General features: G+C 40.2%; 11 protein-coding genes. 6 read left to right on the forward strand and 5 right to left on the reverse strand.

Features of this window, described 5'->3' with window-relative positions; translation table 11 throughout:
• Positions 1-12 precede the first annotated feature (12 nt).
• On the forward strand, positions 13-981 hold the full coding sequence (locus FL972_RS15265; RefSeq protein WP_144606618.1) for a zinc-binding alcohol dehydrogenase family protein: 969 nt from the start codon (positions 13-15) through the stop codon (positions 979-981).
• Positions 982-1,041: 60 nt separating this feature from the next.
• Positions 1,042-1,605: a YdeI/OmpD-associated family protein gene (locus FL972_RS15270; protein WP_144606619.1), complete on the forward strand. Its 564-nt coding sequence runs from the start codon at positions 1,042-1,044 to the stop codon at positions 1,603-1,605.
• Between the two features lie 49 nt (positions 1,606-1,654).
• Here FL972_RS15270 and FL972_RS15275 read toward each other — a convergent pair whose 3' ends face one another.
• The 5 genes from FL972_RS15275 to FL972_RS15295 all read right to left on the reverse strand — a co-directional run bounded on the left by FL972_RS15275 (position 1,655) and on the right by FL972_RS15295 (position 7,020).
• Positions 1,655-2,653: a ThuA domain-containing protein gene (locus tag FL972_RS15275; protein ID WP_144606621.1), complete on the reverse strand. Its 999-nt coding sequence runs from the start codon at positions 2,651-2,653 to the stop codon at positions 1,655-1,657.
• Positions 2,654-2,658: 5 nt separating this feature from the next.
• Positions 2,659-3,531: a DUF808 domain-containing protein gene (locus FL972_RS15280; protein ID WP_144606623.1), complete on the reverse strand. Its 873-nt coding sequence runs from the start codon at positions 3,529-3,531 to the stop codon at positions 2,659-2,661.
• A 251-nt stretch (positions 3,532-3,782) separates the two neighbouring features.
• Entirely contained in the window at positions 3,783-4,661 is an 879-nt protein-coding gene (locus FL972_RS15285; protein WP_144606625.1) for a phytanoyl-CoA dioxygenase family protein, read from the reverse strand.
• Positions 4,662-4,731: 70 nt separating this feature from the next.
• Positions 4,732-5,964: a M48 family metallopeptidase gene (locus FL972_RS15290; protein WP_144606627.1), complete on the reverse strand. Its 1,233-nt coding sequence runs from the start codon at positions 5,962-5,964 to the stop codon at positions 4,732-4,734.
• 9 nt (positions 5,965-5,973) lie between these two features.
• Positions 5,974-7,020 carry a PorP/SprF family type IX secretion system membrane protein gene (locus FL972_RS15295; RefSeq protein WP_144606630.1) on the reverse strand — a complete coding sequence of 349 codons (1,047 nt, stop codon included), beginning with the start codon at positions 7,018-7,020 and terminating at the stop codon, positions 5,974-5,976.
• A gap of 83 nt (positions 7,021-7,103) precedes the next feature.
• Here FL972_RS15295 and FL972_RS15300 point away from each other — a divergent pair, with 83 nt between their 5' ends.
• The 4 genes from FL972_RS15300 to FL972_RS15315 all read left to right on the forward strand — a co-directional run bounded on the left by FL972_RS15300 (position 7,104) and on the right by FL972_RS15315 (position 19,914).
• On the forward strand, positions 7,104-12,623 hold the full coding sequence (locus FL972_RS15300) for a gliding motility-associated C-terminal domain-containing protein (RefSeq protein ID WP_144606632.1): 5,520 nt from the start codon (positions 7,104-7,106) through the stop codon (positions 12,621-12,623).
• Entirely contained in the window at positions 12,623-13,375 is a 753-nt protein-coding gene (gene yaaA, locus FL972_RS15305; protein ID WP_144606634.1) for a peroxide stress protein YaaA, read from the forward strand. Before FL972_RS15300 ends, yaaA begins: the two co-directional genes overlap by 1 nt.
• Positions 13,376-13,480: 105 nt before the next feature.
• Positions 13,481-16,987 carry a T9SS type B sorting domain-containing protein gene (locus tag FL972_RS15310; RefSeq protein WP_144606636.1) on the forward strand — a complete coding sequence of 1,169 codons (3,507 nt, stop codon included), beginning with the start codon at positions 13,481-13,483 and terminating at the stop codon, positions 16,985-16,987.
• Positions 16,988-17,259: 272 nt separating this feature from the next.
• The gene (locus tag FL972_RS15315; RefSeq protein WP_144606638.1) at positions 17,260-19,914 is read left to right on the forward strand and encodes a hypothetical protein; all 2,655 of its coding nucleotides are present in this window, start codon (positions 17,260-17,262) and stop codon (positions 19,912-19,914) included.
• Positions 19,915-20,000: the final 86 nt, after the last annotated feature.

The following is a 20,000-nucleotide window of genomic DNA, read 5'->3' on the forward strand; positions in this document are numbered from 1 at the left end:
TTCCCATATATAATGAAAGCAGCCGTAACCACCCAAGCAGGAAATCCGGAGGTAATCCAAATTCAAGAGGTAGCCCTACCTCAGGTTAAAAAAGGTTGGGTATTAATTAAGATTGAAGCGTTTGGATTAAACCGCTCCGAGCTTTTTACCAGAAGAGGTGATTCACCCGGAGTTATTTTTCCCCGAATTCAAGGAATTGAATGTGTAGGAATAGTAGTAGAGGATCCTTCACAAACCTTTTCCAAAGGACAACAGGTCGCAGCCATGATGGGTGGAATGGGTCGCTTTTTCGACGGTGCTTATGCCGAATATACTCTAGCTCCATTGGAGATCATATTTCCATTTGAGAGCAAGCTTCCTTGGGAAGTCTTGGGTGCTATTCCGGAAATGTTTCAAACAGTATCAGGCTCGCTAAATCAGGCACTCGAGATCCAAAAAGGTGAAAAATTGTTGATTCGGGGAGGAACTTCCTCTATTGGATTGCTTGCATGTCAGCTTGCAAAAGCCAAAGGATTGACCGTAATCGCTACCACCAGAAACCTCAAAAAACAGCAGGCTTTAATTGATAATGGTGCTGATCAGGTGATTTTGGATGAAGGGATTGTCAGTGAATCAGTGAAAAAAATCTACCCTGAAGGTGTGGAAAAAGTACTCGAATTGATTGGGACTAAAACACTGAAGGATTCTTTGAAGTGTATTGCTCCGAAGGGAATTGTCTGCATGACTGGAATTCTTGGAAATGAATGGACTATGGAAAGTTTTACGCCTATGGGTGACATTCCATCCTTAGGAAGACTAACCGTATACATGGGCGATTCGAAAAACCTTTCTAAAGAATTACTTCAGGAGTTTATAGATGAAGTGGAAAAGGGCTTCGTGAAACTAAGAATTGATCGGATTTTTCAGTTGGATGAGGTAGCCTCCGCTCACCAATACATGGAGGACAATCAAGCTACCGGTAAAATTATCGTAAAAACATAAAAGCCTGTTTAACCTAAATCATCATTCATTTTGGCTTCTTATCTCTAAAATCATTTTGCAATGCCCAAAAACTCTCAATGGATCGAACTGGAAAACCGACTCAGAAATTTGATAGAGTCTTCCACAGACCTCAGCGAAACCATCAAATGGGGAATACCTGTATTTACCCATGAAGGGAAAAATGTATTGGGCTTTGCAGGGATGAAGCATCATTTTGCTGTTTGGTTCTACAATGGAGTATTTCTAAAAGATCCCCATCAAGTTTTAATCAATGCCCAAGAAGGAAAAACCAAAGCCATGCGCCAATGGAGAATGGAATCTGAGGCGGATTTGGATGAAAAGGTTTTTTTAGAATTGGTTCGAGAGGCTATTTCCAATGAGCAAAAAGGACTGGTTTGGAAAGCAGAAAAATCAAAAGAGTTGGAGTTACCGCTGTTGTTGAAAGAAAAACTAAAAACTGATTTGAGCTTGCAAAAAGCATTTGAACTCCTCCCCCCTTATAAACAAAAGGAGTATGCAGAATACATTGCAGAAGCTAAGCGGGAAGCCACCCGAATTTCCCGAATGGAAAAGATCATTCCTATGATCCTGCAAGGAGTTGGACTGAATGACCGATACAAATAAGAATCCACTCAGCTAAAGTTACCTAGCTTTAAATCCTTTTAGGTTTACCTTATTTAAAATCAGAAACCCTCATCCCTTTTTTAAAAGTATCAAAACCAAACATGGTGGGTTCGTATTTCCCTACCAAAGCAACCGAAAGGTCCGGCTCGATATCCTCTTCCATTCCCAGCAGCCAAAAGCTAGCATTCAAAATCAAGCGTCTTAAATCTTCACTCTGAAAATCCAAAGAAGCCCCCATGGTGGAAGCTAAAGCCATTCCGGGTTTGCCATTTTCGATTTGGTATGGCTTGGTCCAAGCTATAGGCATGAGGGATTTTTCCCAAACCAAGGAGGAATTAGGATCGAGCTCTTCAGTGCTCTGTCCATATACCAATACCTCGGCATCGTCTGGCAAGTGTTTGATTCCATACACATCCGAGGGACCCCATATATCAGTTACCCCGCGAAGCACAGGATGATCATTAGCCTGCTTTACTCCATCTATCAATCCTCTTGTTCCTTCTTTTCCATGATTTCCATGGTGGTTTACCCAGGTTTCTCCAAAAATCCGCTGACCAAAACCTCTTTCCCAACCTTCCACTTGACTCATCCAATGCCATTTGGCAAAGCGTGAATCTTTATTCTTTTGATACGCAAAAGCATGGGTAGAAGTGCGTAATCCTATGATAGGTTTTCCGGCTTGCAAAAAGTCCTCAATATACTGTGCCTGCTCGTCCGGTAATTCCCTAAAACGGATCAACATGATCATCAAATCTGCCGTCGCGAGATGCTCTAAGCCCGGTATATTGTTCTGATAGTTTGGTACTATATCACCTGTCTCAGGGTGGATAGGGAATAATACGGTGGTTTTAAAACCATGATGCTCAGAAAGAATTTTTGCCAACATAGGCATACTTTCCTCTGAGCGATACTCATCATCTCCCGCTACTAAAACGATATGCTTTCCTTTTCCCGGCCCATCTTTTCCGTCAAATTGTAAGTATTGCTGTGCGCTGAGTCCGCAGGAAATCAAAAATGCACAGAGTATCAGGGGAAGGAATCTTTTCATGGGAATTAGTTTTTCTTTGAAGCCTTCGCTTTTATCAAATGGATAGGAATCCACACTAAAATACCGATTATCAAACCGATTAAAAAGTCCCTTAGGATAGTTGGCAATCCTGTGAGAAGATGATGGAAAAAGTCAATCTTATGGGTAAAAATTCCTCCCGCAACAAGAAATAAAGCGATGGTACCAACAATACTTATAAACCTTACAAGATAAGGAAGCCCTACAACCATGGCCATTCCTATTTTATCAGACAGCGTGTCATCCTCCTCATTCCAATTGATTAACTTCTGTCCCATTTCATCCATACGCACAATGACTGCCACCAATCCATAAACCCCCACTGTGGCGATCAATGCAATCAAGGTGACCACCAAAATTTGATTCAAAAACGGCTCTCCCTCTACCGCTCCCAAAGTAATAATGATAATTTCAACCGATAGGATAAAGTCTGTAGTGATTGCAGATTTGATTTTCTTTTTCTCCAGAGCGAGAATTTGCTCTTTGCTCAATTCGGGTTGAAGCTTGGCTTTTTCTCTGTTTTTTTCAGGAAGGATCCACTCCATTACTTTCAAAGCACCTTCATAAGCAAGATAAACACCTCCGATGATTAAAATGATTGTAATAGAAACCGGCAAAAATGCACTCAATAAAAAAGCTAATGGGAGTATGATGATTTTATTTAAAAGAGAGCCTTTGGTAATTGCCCAGAGCACGGGTAGCTCTCTATTGGACACAAAACCGGAAGCTTTCTCGGCATTCACCGCCAAATCATCCCCTAAAATTCCTGCTGTTTTCTTAGCAGCCACTTTGGTCATGCTGGCGACATCATCCATCAGTGTAGCTACATCATCGAGAAGGGCAAATAATCCTGAAGCCATTGTTAGAATTTTGAAAGATAAAATTTGAAATCTGAAATTTTGCAAGCAACAATAATTTCCAAATATTGGCAGACATATTCAGATTCTAATCAGCTAAGTTAAACTTTACAACCGGTCTGACTTCCTAAAAATCAAAATACTTTACTGGATTTATTCGATCTTTAGAAATCTATTTGCCTCAGATTCGGTTTTTATAAATCATAATATTAGCTAAGCACTGCTTTAAAGAAAAAATTATAAAAAATCAGTCTTTAAATATTCGCTGGATCAAAAATCAGCGGGAAAAATTTCCCTTCCATTTTTTGCCCTTTTGGAATTACAGGCACTCCCTCCAAAAGCGGTTCATCTGAATTTGAAATCGTTCCGTCCGCAAATACATTCAGAACAAAAGCCTTCCTAGAGCGATCAGAGTAATTGGCAAAGCTTCCGTGCACTAACAAAGGATGATGAAATGCCGCATATCCTGCTTTCAATGGAATAGGTACAGGCTTGAACTCTGCTATCTGCTCAGCTGTCATCATTTGCTTCAAACCGTCCATCTCTCCCGCAAGTGCCGGCTTTTCCAATAAGCCCCAGCGATGTGAGCCGGGTACATACTGCAAACAGCCATTTTCTTCCGTGGCATCATCCAATCCACACCAACAGGTCAAATGCTGCATTTCTATAGTTCGGGTCCAGTAGCTATAATCCTGATGCCAGGCCACATTCCCTCCGTGATGAGCAGGCTTACAAAAGAGTTGGTCATGCCAAAATCGGACCGCACGATCTCCGAGTAACTGACTCGCAACCATTCTAAAGGCAGGATTCCAGATTACATCATGAAAGGCCTCAGCAATTCGCCAATGGCCTAAAGAATGAAAAAGCACCTTATTGGGATCTCCAGACTCATTGCTGTGAAACTCATGAAACAAATGATGCAAAGGGTGCTGAGGATCCATGACCTCATCCAAGGCCTTTTTTAGAGCCTCAATTTGTTTCTCATCAATCAGTTTTACATCGACGAGGTAACCATTCTCATGGAAAAAATCGATTTGATCTTGGCTGAGTCTGTATTGCTCCCAATCTTGCTGAGATTTAGGCTGGGAGAAAAGATCAGAAAGTGGATGATGAAAATCGGCTAGGTCTTTCATGGGTTTGAGGCTTCAAGCAAATTTGAAGATAAAAAAAATGTATCGATTTCTATATTCTTGGCCTACCCCCTCAATTTTCCAGTTTATCTAATCGCTGCAGTAAAGGCGGATGGGAATAATTCACAAACACGTACCAGGGATGAGGATTGATATTGCTTAGCGTTTTCACTGAAAGAGTTTTCAGTGCTTCCGCCAAAGGCTTACCATCAAAAGTTTCTTTAGCAAAAGCATCTGCTTCAAACTCATTTTTTCTACTGAGCCAATTCATTCCGATCCCAATTATCATGGATATGGGTGAAAATAACATGGTAAATCCAATGATATTCAATTGAGCGGACCATGCAGATCCACCTAGTGCCAGGCTCATATTTTCTGAAAAAATAAATTGAGAAAGCAAAAACAACAGTAAGCCAACCTGCAATACAGAGGTCAACATGCCCAAAATGATATGCTTTTTCTTGTAGTGCCCGACTTCATGAGCCAAAACAGCGACCAATTCATCTGGTGGATGCTGTCCTAATAATGTGTCATACAGGACTACTTTTTTTCTCTTGCCAAAGCCTGAGAAAAAGGCATTGGCTTTGGCTGATCTTTTACTTCCATCCATTACCAAAATATTTTCCAGAGGAAAAGAAACTGATTGTGCATAATGAATGATTTTCTGCTTCAATTCTCCATCTTCCAGGGGAGTTAATTTATTGAAGAGGGGAAGTATCCAGGCAGTATAAAATAAATTGACCAAAATCATAAATACTGCTGCCACTGACCAGAAAATCCACCAAAAATGAGGTCCCATCTGATGGATTAACCATAAGAAAACTAGTAATAAGCCACCCCCGATAATCAGGGAAAGAATATATCCTTTCAGTTTATCTGAGAAAAAAGTACCTAAACTGGTTTTATTAAAACCGTATTCTTCTTCAATGATAAAGGTGCTATAATAATCAAAAGGTAAGCTGATCAAATCAGATCCAATAAATATGAGGGCAAAAAAGGCTACCGAATGAAAAAGAGGATTGCTGATATAGTTACCAATCCAATCATCAATCCAGCCAAACCAGCCCATATAGATAAACAGGATTGTTAATGCAAAAGAAAAAATACCTGTGACTAGGCCAAAATTGTAATTTTCACGCTGATAGGCTTTGGCTTCCACTAACTTTTCTGAACTCAGATATTGACCCAAGGTCTCTGGCACTTTAGGCACAGGCCTTTGGATATTCAGGTAGCTTAAAATTTTCTCAAGCAAAAAACCAAAGCTCACCACTCCTATCAAGAGGTATTTTAAAGTCTCAGGACTCATGTAAAATGTTTAGAATTTAGGACAAGGCAAGATAGTATCCCTTCTGGAGGGCTTGCCTTGGTAATTGTTCGGAAGTGTCCAGGAAAGGCTTAATTCGTGAGCTCCTCCAGACTGTATTCCAAGCTGGGACACAGTATAATCGAAGCTGTAACCAATATTCAAACCACTCAGTAAATTCACTCCCACCATCATGACAACTGCATCACGGTTGCTTTGGTTATTGACAGGCTTATAAGGAAGCCCTCTGTACCAAAGCCCGAAAACCAAGGGTTCCACATAAAAGTAGGCTCCTACATCCAATTGCTCAAATGGCCCTTGTCTTTTGTAGTTAAATGTCGGTGTCAAATATCTCTGCTTCCTGATGTGGGTAAAATCTCCACGGAAACTACCCTCGCCCAATGCAATTCTATATCCCCCATGTAGAGAGAATTTGGCTGGCAAGGGACTTAAGCCATCGATAAAAGACTGATTCGGCTCATTAACATGGTGAGCAGCCAATCCAATCCAGAAGTTTTCTGTAAAAAACATCCCTCCCAAAGAAAGTGAGAGCATACCTACAGGATCTCCAAGACCCGGAATATCAGACCCAGGCAAGGTAGGCCCGAAAGGATCACTAGGATTGATTTGATTGGCAAAGATTAAATTTTCATAAAATCCAATTTCTCTTCGAATGTAGCTTGCCTGAAATCCGGGGCGGAAATAAGAGTTTTCGCCTAATTTTAATTCATAAGAAAATATACCTGAAATGGTTGTAGATCGAAGTTTGGCCGCTCCTTCTGTATCTTGCATTACATGAAAACCTACTCCTGCATTATATTCGGGGAGGTAAGTATCATAAAATGCTGAGAAGGTGGTAAACTGAGCATCAATGCTTGGCCATTGGTTTCTGTAATTGAAACCTACCCTGCCTGTAAGCTCTCCGCCTGCCATGGCTGGATTGAGATACAAAGGCGCTGCATAATATTGGCTATATTGCGGATCCTGCGCATGCAAGGGCATGCTAAGGCCAAAAGCCAATATTCCGAAAAAAACTATAAGCAGCGAAGACCGTAACAAGGATTTGTTCGTTTATTTGAATATTCAGTCAGCATCTAAAACGTTTCTTCCTCTAGGTTGTTTTAGATAGCAGTTCGAAAAATATGAAAAGCAAACCGCATTCCATACATATTATCCTTTTTTTCACCTTCTTAAGCGCATTTTTCTGTGCTGGAAATACATCTGTATCCTTTGCTCAGGGTTTTAATGACAATGAATGGATATTTGGATATTGCGGTTCTGGCACTCCAAATAATTATTTATCCTTCGGTAAAGGACAAAGCCCGACTGTTCAAAGTCTTCCCGGTTCTATCATCCTGGATAAATTCAGTAACTCAGTTACGATCGACCCCATCACTGGGCAGCCATTATTTTATTCAAATGGCTCTATTGTTTATGATTATAGTGGAGCTCCCATTCAAGGCCAAGTTGGAAATCTAAATGGTCCGATTGATACCAGACAGCAAGTGGCTTCTGGCTTTTTGGAATATGAGCCGGATGGAAATAAGCTCTTTTATTTATTCTACGTATCACCAGGGGGACAACTGCTCTACACCTTGATAGATATGAATGCTCCCGGGCAAGCGACCGGAAATGAGCGTCCATTGGGAGAAATCATTGAGCAAGATCAACCTATCGGGAATGCTCAGGGAGCAATTTTAGTAGTTAAATCTCCATCCTCTCCTTCTTACCTGATCAGCTTTAATGGAGGAAATTTAATTTCTAGGAGAATTGAAGGAACAGCGGGCAACTTTACCCAAACGGATACGCAACCCCTTCCTTTCACTCCAAAAGCCATAGTTTTTGATCAGGACAGTGGGAAATTGATTTTAATTCCGGAAAATCCAGGAGATGATATCATGGTACTGGATTTTGATACCTCATTAGGAAATTTCAGCAATCCTACACCTATTAGCCAATCCAGAGGGACAGACTCCATAGAAGGAGCAACCTTTTCTCCGGATGGTAATTTCATTTATTTCTCCAGAGGAAGTCAACTTTTCAGAGTTCCAAGCAATGATCTCTCAGCTACTCCAGAGGAAATTCCATTAGATCCACAACCTTCCACCGTTTACGATCTGAAAGTTGGGCCTGATGGAGAACTCTATTTTATTTATGAAGAAACCACTGGAGGACCACAACTCATAAGTAAAGTAACCAACCCAAATGAGGAGGAAATAGATGAAATCAATGTAGAAATTGATCCATTTGCTGGTGTTGACTTTTGCGGAACTATCTTCCCAACCTTTGCACCAAATGCGGATATTAACGCCACAGTTGACTTTGATTGGGACCCTGACATGCCTTGTGCTAACAATCCTGTTCAGCTGACCAGCGAAATTACGCCGGAAAATTACAGGCCTGTTTCTTTCAGTTGGGAATTCAATCCTCCGCTCACTGATTCTGACGGCAACCCATTGCCTGCGGATTATACAGAAGAACACTTTTTAATTCCGGCTGATGCAGCCCAGGGACAAAGCGTATCGGTGACTTTGACTGTAACATTTGCGGATGGGGAAAGTCAAACTGTTACAAAAAATATCCCACTCACTGAAAACAATCTGGAGGCGAACTTTACGCCACAAGACACCACGATTTGCGAGGGTCAATGTGTGGATATAGCAGCACTCCTTGAGGCTCAAAATTCAGCTGGTCAACAGGATGGCGAAGCACCTCCGGGCGGTGGCGATCAATACGAATATTTCTGGTCAAATTACCGTGATGAAGGCTGGGGTACAAGGCAGGAGAATGAAGTATGTCTTCCTGGACTATACTGGGTTTTGGTGAGAGAGCCAGGTTCAGAATGCTATGCCTATGCCGAAATCCGAGTCAAGGTCTGGGACCTGCAAGATCAAAGCAATAATATCTGGTATTTTGGAGATGGAGCAGGGATAGACTTTAATCCTGATCCAAATGATCCGAATGCACCTGTTCCGAGACCCATTGCCCAAAGACACCCTCAAAATATTCCGGCAGGTACAACCACCATTTCAGATGAAGCCGGTCAGGTATTGTTTTATACAGACGGGGAGTCCGTCTGGGATTTAAACGGAGACTTGATGGCTAATGGAGATGCCATTGGTGGAGATAATGGATCTAGTCAAGGCGTTATCGCGGTTCCTGTCCCAGACGAACAAACTTTATTTTACCTTTTTACGACTCAAAGAAGTGCAAATGGAAGTAACCAAGTAAAATTCTCTTTGGTAGATATCAAATCTGATAATCCGACGGGGGTAGGAAATGTAGTAACCAAAGACAACTTCCTATTTAGCCCTGCTACAGAACATTCTGCAGCTTTTAACAACGGAGATACTACCTGGGTGCTATTCCATGAATTGGGGAACAATACCTTTAGAGCATATCCTGTATCCTCTCAGGGTATCGGGCAGCCCGTGCTCAGTTCGGTGGGTAGCAATCATGGATTCAATTCAGGAGTAGGTGCTATGAAATTTAGTCCTGACGGAAGCAAAGTAGCCGTTACAATCTCAGAGGGAGGCTGTAATAAATTAGAAATTTTCGATTTCAATGCCAGAACTGGTAGAATGACCGAATATGCCAGAATTGATTTGGGCTGTAATGGAGATGTTTATGGCTTGGAATTCTCAGACAGCGGTGAAAAAGTCTTTGTGTCTTACCGAAATGGAGGGCCTGGAGTGGAAGAATTCACCATTCAGCCTGTGGATAATGATGACCCCAATGCTGCCACATGTCCATCCTGTTTTGGTAATGCAAATACGCGCCCTCAAAGAGAAGCCTGTATTCTTTCCACCCGAAATCAAGTAGGAGGCACTACCGGGCTCAACTTGGGAGCCTTACAGATAGGTCCGGATGGAAACATCTATGTCGCTGTAGTGGGAAGCAATCAAATTGGACAAATTGCAGTTGGCGCAGGTTGTAATTCCAGTAGTACCTTCAATCAGAATTCTGTCGAGCCTATGCCGGGAACTGCAAATCTTGGCTTACCCTCTTTCGTTCAAAACAGCGGCAGTTCTATTCCTGAACCTTCAATTTTGGCACCTGAACGATTATGCCTAGACCCTGTAAATGGGGCAAGTGCCCTATTGGAAGGTGGCGGAGAACCCGATATCGACTCCTATTTCTGGACCATAACCAGAGACGACGGCACAGTGATTTTGGATAATTTCGGAGGTCCTGGAGATCAGTTCCAGACATTGGATCAACTATTCGATGAGCCTGGATTGTATACAGTAGAACTGAATGTAACCAGATGTGCGACAGAGAATTATTTTGTGGACAGTTTAGAGATTCAGGTTGATGCTCCACCAACTTTAACATTGGAATCTGATGCCACTTTATGTTCTGGAACCCCAGTAGTTTTAACAGCAATTGATGGTTATGATCCAGCTGAAGGATTGTATGATTTTCAGTGGACCAATGCAGCAGGTCAGGTATTTGGAGATCAAAACTCCAACACAATTACGGTTGATGAGGAAAGTATCTACACAGTAGTGGTCAGCTATAGAATTCCTGACGGATTAAGCGATGATGAAATCGCCCTTTATGAAACATGCCCTGCCACGGCGGAGGTGTTTGTTGGTCCTGCCTTTGAATTTGATATCAATCAGGATGCCCAAGAGGTTTGCTTTGAAGATGTGATTGTCAACTTTGCACCTGACACGCCAATCAGCGGAGAATGGTATTATGAAAGAGATCAGGACGGAAATAGAGTTCTTTTAGGGGAGTTTTTTGAATTAGAATTATTGGTTAATACCCTTCCTAGTCCTGGAAATTATGAAATCATTTTTGTGACTCAAGACCCGATTTTAGAAGGATGTCAGGTTGAGAAAAAAGTTGATCTAATAGTTAACGAGCTTCCGCTATTTACCGCAGTTCAAACGACTCCGGCAACAGATTGTACTACTGCTGATGGGTCCTTTGAAATTACCATGCAGGCAAATGCCTCTACAGTCACAGTCCAGGAAACAGGAGAAGTTTTCACCAATGTCAATGCAGGTGATGTAATCGCGGTTAACAATTTATTACCGGATGTATACACCATTGAGGCAGAAAATGCCTTCGGCTGTTTTTACATTGCCACGATGAGCATTGAAAACAGTAACCCTCCTACAGGATATGAATTTTCAGTGACCTCTACAGATGAAACATGTGGACCTAATGGAATTGAGCCGGGGTTAATTTCAATCACCTTTACTGGCGGGTCTCCTGTAAATGGTAGTTATCAAATTACCCGACAGGGAAATGGTCAAGTCTTTTCCGGAACTTTAGCTAATGTGAATTCTGTGGACATTCCAGTTCCATACGGGGAGTATGCGGTTGAAATTATAGACCCTAGTAACTGTGCCATTCCGGATCCTCAGTTGTATACCGTTGAACAAAAATTCTTGGTTCAATTCTCAGCACCAAGCAATTTTACAGCGTGTGAAAGCTATACCTTCAGCCCTACCCCATCCGATGGGCTTACTTTCACCTTAACTGGCCCCGGAGGAAATACTATCCAACCAGATTCAGATGGGGCTTTCACTATCACTCAAACAGGCACTTACACCCTTCTTGGCCAAGATCCAAGTGGAGAAGATTGTCCTAGGGAGATAAACATCAATGCTACCATTACTCAACCTATTGATTTTGAATTAGTAGGTCCAATTGATGATTGTCAGGTAGGGATCAGGTATGAAGCTCAATTGAATAATGCGGTTCCGGCTGATGTTATCTTTCTATGGAAAGATGTGGGGGGAGTTATTGTAGGAAGGCAACAAAGTTTTGCTCCACCTAGAGATGGAGAGTATAGTCTGGAAGTACAACCAAGAAGTGGTGGCTTATGTACAACTCCGCCAATTAATTTTACCGCTGAGTTCCGAGAGCTTACTATAGATTTGGAATTGGATGTTACTCCTTTCTGCATAGATCAGGCAACTACCAACCTCACAGTGGTAGCAGATCTAAGTGATGTGACAAATATTGAATGGTATTCTGTTCAGGGTGGGACTAGAACCAGGTTATTTCAGTTTGACGATTTACCAATTATTGAAACTAATCAAGAGGGAACCTATGAGGTTTTATTAAGAAGTGCTGCGGGATGTGATCTTGGTAGAGCAGCTGCTCAGGTAGCAAAATCCGTCATCATCCCCCCTGTTGTCCCTACTGGGTTTACTATTTGTGCTATCGAAGGAGTAACTCAAAGCATTAATCCGGGAGATTATGATAATTATTCTTGGGTATTGAATGGAGAAGAGGTTTCGCAGGATGCAATTTTCACACCTACTCTACCGGGCATTTACGAATTAACAGTATCTGATAATTTAGGCTGTTTCTATGTAGAAACCTTTGAGGTTTTAGAGGACTGTTCATTGAAGGTTTCCTTCCCAACAGGTGTTGTTTTAAACGACCCATCCAGAAACTTCATTCTATATGCCAACGAATATATTGATGAAGCGGAAGTATTTGTATTCAATCGATGGGGAGAGCTTATTTTCTATTGTGAGCATCAAAATCTTGAGCCTGCTCAGCCTTTCTGTCCTTGGGATGGAGTGGTCAATGGAAAATTCGTTCCAAACGGAACATATGCCATAGTTGTCAGGTTTACTAGTGTAGATCAGAACAAAACCGAACAAATAACCAAAGCAATAACGATTATACAGTAATGTTAATTCTAATTTCTCCTGCAAAAACTTTAGACTACAGCACTCCAAATTTCCAAGAATACAGCCAACCAGAATTCACTTCTGATATCAAATCTTTGGTATCAGTAATGAAAAAGAAAAGTTCGAAGGACATCGCAGACCTAATGAAAGTAAGTGATAGCTTGGCGAACTTAAATGAAGAGAGATTTAAAACTTTTCAAAAGGAGTTTACTCCTGACAATTCCAAGCAAGCGCTTTTAGCATTCAAAGGAGATGTTTACACCAAAATTGATGTAGACAATTACAATGAAGAGGAATTCGAATTCGCTCAAAATCATTTAAGAATTCTTTCAGGATTATATGGGCTATTGAAGCCCCTTGATCTTATTCAGCCTTATAGACTAGAAATGGGGACTCGTCTGGAAACTAAAAAAGGAAAAAATCTTTACGAATATTGGGATACTAAAATTGCGAAAGCAATCAATCAAGTAGCTGCCGGAAAACCGGTTGTTAACTTGGCCTCTCAGGAATATTTTAAGGCAGTTGATTTAAAGACTTTGAAATCGCCTGTAATCAATATTCATTTCAAGGAACACAGAGATGGAAAGTATCAGGTAATAGGCTTGTTTGCGAAGCAGGCAAGAGGTATGATGACTGACTTTGCCATAAAACACCGAATCACCGATCCTGAAAAACTTAAAACCTTTGATATTGAAGGGTATGAGTTCTCCGATCCATTAAGTGATGGGAAGGATTGGGTCTTTGTTCGATAGGAAAAGGGATAATTCTTGAATCTAAAGTAATTCGAGGCTTAATTTTTTGGTAGTCAGGGAATTTGGTAGATTTACATTCCAAAATAGTGGTTGACTCCAATAAAAATGCATTTGAATAAATTGAAAGACTTACACTCCAACTATAGAGCAACAATTTTGCTCTTGTTAGGAGTGTTTTTTTTTTCAATTATACTCACACCTAGCAGCGCTAATTTTTCAGAAGATGAATTTGATTTCCCATTAGTAAATCAACCCGATCTTCAAGGTCCTGAAACGCTATGTTTTCCACTGGGCGGAGAAAGTGTAATTGGAACTTTTTCTGGGGGAGGTATACCGGCTGCTGATGTTTATTCTTGGAAAATATTTGGCCCAAACAATTCTCTATTACTATCTATTTCTGGGGGTGCTCTCCTACAAACAATCAATTACACCTTTTCAATTCGAGGAGTTCATCGGGTAGAACTTTCTGTGAGAAGAGGCGTCTTGGTCTTTCCTCTTCAAACTCTCAATGTATTAGTCCAGGACAGACCCACTCCTGCCTTAAAAGCTAAATATTCTCTTTGTGGAACAGACCCATTAAATCTTACAGCCATTAATCCTTCATCTCCAAACTTTGCCTCTTATGAGTTTATTTGGAGAGATGAATCGGGAAATGAAATTGGGGATGCTAATAACTTAACTGTCGTTAATTCAGGTAAATATTTTGTTACTGTATTCGTCCCAAATAGTTCTGGGAAATCTGAATGTGTCACTAACCTTTCGACCGAAGTTAGCAACTCATCTGATATAAAAGTTGAACAAAGTTTAAGTTCTATTTGTGAAGATCAAGGAATTACTTTTTCAACTAATCCAAGTAGCGTTGGAAACTGGTATTTAAACAAAGCTGGGGAAAGCTCAAGAACATTTTTAACCACAAGTGAATCTCTCTTTATTTTTCAAAACCAACTTAATGATGGTTTTGGAGATTACGAAGTCACCTATGAGGTTATCAATCCTGATGCAGTAGATTGTGAAATATTAATCCAAAACACATTCACATTTAATCCAATCCCAGACTTTACAATCATAGGCTCAATTGGATCGAGTGGTTGTAACATACCCGATGGAGGAGTTCAAATTAGGGCAAATACGAAGATCGATTATATCATTGTAGAAGGAACTTCTGTCGTGTCTCCATCCCTTGAGCCGGGGGATATATATACTTTATCTGGATTAGAGTCAGGGGCATATAATTTGATAAGCTTTTTAGGAAATTGTGGGAATTCTTATGCCTCAGTTGTCCCATTAGATAATCCTCCAACCGAACTAAATTTCCAAATAACAGATGAAAAGGGGGAAACATGTACACTTGATGGAAAACTTAATGGTAGCTTCAAGGTCAACTTTCTCAATGGGCCTATAGATGGTTTTTATCGAGTTTTAGGTGAGAAAGGAGCTATTTATAAGAATGAATCCTTTTCAGATAAATCGGATTTATTGATAGACGTTCCGGGAGGAAAATTTGTCTTCGAACTTTATAATCAAGATTCCTGCTCACTACCCAAAAAGGAGTTTGTTGAAATCCCCGGAAAAGAGCTTGTTAATTACTCCATCCCAGGTGATCTTTTTATCTGTCAATCCTTTGAACTCACTCCACAAACTACCCAAGCACTAGAATTTGAGTTAATCAGTCCCTCCAATAATTCAGAGTTCAGGAACGTAAACGAGCCATTCACTATTACAGAAGACGGGACTTATAAGATTATAGGGCGACTTCCAAATCAGGATGATTTATGTCCTGTTTCCCAAACTTTCCAAGTCACTTTAGTAGATCCTGTTGAATTTGAGGTGGTACTTAACGAAGAAGACTGTTTAGGAAATAGAACCTATAAAGCTGAGATTTATGATAGGGACTCTACCTCTGTAATATTTACTTGGTACAATGAAAATGACGAGGTGGTAGGGAATAACCAGTTTCTAAATCCGACCAGCACCGGTACATTCAAGCTAGAAGTTCAACCTGCCAATAGCTCCTCTTGCCCTATTCCACCCAAAGAATTTGAAATAGAAGATCCTGTTTTGTCGGTAGATGTTACACTAACTACTACCAAGCTCTGTGAATTCGGCCCTGAAGCCATGATTACTTTGGAAACAACTTTTCCAGATGCAATAACAGATATTGAATGGAGGCGATTTGATGAAAATGGAGATATTATTGAGCTACCAGAATTAAAAAATCAAACTGAAATTACTACTCGAGTCGGGGGAACTTATGAAGCTTCAGTGTTCAGCATTATTCCTGATATAAACAAAAATTGCGAACTTGGAAGATCCTCTGTTGAATTAGATCTTACTCCAGAAAAAGTTCTTTTCGACATTCCTCAGGAAATTACCATATGTGAGCGCTATGATCTTATCCCAACCACAAATCAAAATCTGATATTTTTCGTGACCACGCCTTCGGGTGAAGAGCTAGATGGAAATTCAGGAGACTCTTTTGAACTTATGGAGCCAGGAACTTATACCTTCTTGGCATTTGACAGTGATAGTCCTACTCCATTTTGCCCAGAACAAAAAGAAATTGAAGTAAGTATTGTAGAACCAGTAATTTTTGAGCCTATATTATTCAAGGAAGATTGTTCTGGAAGCCGAATTTATCAAGCCTCCTTATCAAATTATCAAGCCAACGAGGTAGAAATTTTTTGGCGAGACGCTAATGGGACAATTATCGGAGGAAATGAATTTCTTCAGATATCTAACCCTGGAGCTTATAGCTTAGAGGTTCAACCTGCGAATTCAACCACTTGCCAAATTGAACCGATTTCTTTCGAGTTTGAGCCTCCGGTTCTTTCTTTGCCTCTAGCTCTTGAATCTGACCCTTATTGTCCAGATGCAAGCTCAACAAACATTAGGCTAGACACAGATTTTGATGAGGTTTCAAGAATTGAGTGGTGGTTTACAGATATTAATGGAACATCGACTCAACTAAGCAACTTTACCAATCTAAGAGAAATTTCAGTAACTAACGAAGGAAGCTACGAAGCAAGAATATTCAACTCAATTCCATGCCTTTTAGGTACGGAAAGTATTTTGATTCTAAAAAGTCAGGATGTAGTCAGACCTACTTTGGAGGAGAATTATCTAATATGCCCAAGATATGAAATAGCTCCTGTCTTAAATCCTGGAAACTTTGCTTCCTACGAGTGGTACTTTGGAGAACAATTAGTCTCTACCAGCCCAACATACAAGCCTAATCTGATTGGAAATTATTCACTGACAGTTACGAGCCTAGAAGGCTGCTCCTATTCCACTACCTTTACAACAGAAGAAGAATGTGAATTAAGAGTAAGTTTCCCTACAGCACTTACACCAAGTGACCCAAATAAGCAATTTTTGATTTACACCAATTATCTGATTGACGAATTAGATGTTTGGATATTTAACCAATGGGGAGAATTAATTTTTCATTGTGAAAATAAAAATCTTATTTCCGAGGAGTCAACTTGTGCTTGGGACGGAACCTACCAAGGAAGGAAGATTCCAAATGGAGCATATACCATCCGGATAAATTATTCAAATACAGAGAGGAATATAAATCAGACGACAATAGGCTCCCTGCTGGTTGTTGAATAAATCCAACCAACTTACCATCTTTTTAAGGATAGCAAGTTTCTCATCCAGATTTTTATATTTAAGAAACAATTAACCGTATTCCTTATTTTGGTTGGATTTTTGATCTTTGAATGATGAATTAAGCAAAGCTTATTTCCTCAAAATCAAGTAAATTAGATATCACCCAACGAAAGGAATCCGTGAAAACAAATGCTCAATTTCCTAAGTGGAAGATTGGGGTATTGTTTATTCTGTTTTTGGTTATGACAGGCGGCCTTGCCGCAAAAAAAGTCATGACTGAAGCAATTCAACCTAACTCTTCAAATCATGCTTATCAAGCTGACCCCAACTTGGTAGGCCCTGAAAATCTATGTATTATTTTCGGTGGAGTTATCGGTACTTTCAGTGGAGGAGGTGATCCTCAGGATGTTTATTCCTGGCAGGTTACAGATCCACAAGGAAATGTGATTTTTGACCGAACCGGTGGAGGCCCTCAGTTTGAAACCGTTAAGGTAGCATTCAATGAGATAGGACTTTACAAAGTAGAGCTTAGTGTTAGAAGAGCTACATCTATCATCTACCGAGATGATTTGACTGTAAATGTCAAGAAAGGACCAGAATTAGTTCTATTGCCTGATTATTTGATTTGTAGCTATACCCCTGTTCAACTAACTGCAATTGATCCAAATACTTCTACTATTTCAGATTATACTTTTATCTGGAAAGATTTTAATGGAAAAGTAATTGGAGACCAAAACACAGTCACTGTTCTTGATGAAGGCTTTTATCAAGTCGAATTATTTTTGACCAACAACACCTCTGGTGCAGCAGAATGTTTAATCACCGGAACTACCTATGTAGGACCATCGCTCGACTTTGAGATTCAACTAAGTAAAAGTTCCATTTGTCAAGGCGAAGCCCTATCAGCTGGGTTAGATACGCCTTATCCTGGTGATTGGAGCATTATCAAACCTGGCTCCAACAATAAAACAGATTTAGGGTCGGCTTTTGAAATCCCTTTAAGCAACACCGACATTTCAAGTCCAGGAGAGTATACAATAATTTTTAGTGCAATTGACCCAAATTACCCTGATTGTAGGTCAGAAAGAAGGAAAAAATTCACAGTAAACGAATCACCGAATCTAAACTTTACAATTCAAAACAGGCCTGATAACTGTGTAGTAAATAATGGTGCATTTACCATTAATGCTTCAACAGATTTAGACTCATTGATAGTGGTAGAGATTGGTTTCTTCCAGTCTAACGTGCCGGAAAACCAAGCAGTTTCGCTCTCAAACCTTGAAGCTCAGATCTATACTATTTCAGCCTACTCCAAGGGTTGCAAATTAACCACTCTACTAGACCTAGCTCCTAAAGACCCTCCTATTAATACAGGTAAAGTTCCTGATATCAATGAACCAACTATTGAAGTTGAGCCTGAAACCTGCGGTGCAATTGGAGTTAACCAAGGAAAGTTAAAACTGACATTCAACCAAGGAAATGTGGACGGTGAATATAGAGTAATGTCTAATGGAATTGGTACCATAGTAAAAGGATTTATCCAAAATCAGCAAGTGGTAGAACAGACATTAGCAGGAGGGACATATTTTTTAGAATTAAATATAGACGGCTGTGCCTACCCTACCCAAGAAATAATCATCGAGTCAAAAAATCTTGTAAACTTCAGCGTTCCCAAAAAAATCAATATATGCGAGAGCTTTGAATTGATTCCTGAAACTTCAGAAGATTTAATCCTTACCCTGACAGACCCTTCAGGCAATGAGATCACAAAAAACTCGGGAGAGCCATTTATACTCACAAAAGGTGGGAGTTATTCACTTTTGGGGAAAGCTTCAGATAGCTCCACTGGAGGCTGTCCAAAGAGAACTACTTTTGAGGTCAATGTGATCCCTAAAATCAATTTCGATCTAATCCTTTTAGAAGAAGATTGCTTTGGGAACAGGATTTACAAGACCGAAATCGCAGGTTTAAAACCCGAACAAACGTCTATCCGCTGGCTCAATGAATCGGGAGATATAGTGGGAAGAGGAGAGTTATTTTACCCCACCTCCAATGGGAAATTTACTTTAAATGTTCAACCATTAGAAACTGGAAGTTGTCCAAATGAACCTATAGCATTCGAAATAGAACCTCCTGTCCTATCTGTTCCAATGGATTTGAGTGCATCTAAGATCTGTCCTGAGCCGGGCACATCAATTATTACTCTTAGCACAACAAAAAATGCTGTAAACCGCCTTGAGTGGATTTACTTTGATATCAATGACAATAGAGAAGATTTACCTCAATTTCAGAATCAATTTGAAATAGAAGTCACTAGAGAAGGTAGCTACGAAGCCGTCGCTTTCAACAAAATAGGATGCGAGATTGGAAGAAGTTTCATTCAAGTTGAAAAAAGCACCCTTTTAACACCTCCTAATCTGGAAGAGGTCTATACAGTTTGCTCCAAGAAAAATAATCTTCCCGGTATAGATCCTGGAGATTTTGCTAGCTATGAGTGGTATTTTGAAGAAGACTTAGTTTCAACAAATAGGATTTACAAACCAGACCAAGTAGGAACCTATTCATTAATTGTAACTACGATTGATGGTTGTGAATTTTTCTCCACTTTCACAACTTATGACGCATGTAACTTTAAAGTGGTATTCCCGAATGCTATGGTGTTGAATGACTCCAACAGAGACTTCAGGGTATTCGTATCCCAGGGGATAACAGAAGCGGAGGTTTTTATTTACAACCGAACGGGAGAATTAATCTTTCATTCTTTCATAAATGAAATACCAATAGAAAAACCTATTCTTAACTGGGATGGAAGAACTCTGCAAGGGAATAAAGTTCCGTTAGGGACCTATGCAGTTGTACTTGCTTTGAGAAATAAAATTTATGGTTTTGAGGAAAAAATAACCAGCTCACTTTTTGTAATCGAATAGGTAGGATTAAAATTTTTATTGGCGGAAAAGCCCGATTGCAATATTTTTCCTATTTTCAAACGTTTCAATCGAATGCATTATCAATC

The organism is Algoriphagus algorifonticola, from assembly GCF_007655305.1.
GTDB classification, from domain to species: Bacteria; Bacteroidota; Bacteroidia; order Cytophagales; family Cyclobacteriaceae; genus Algoriphagus; species Algoriphagus algorifonticola.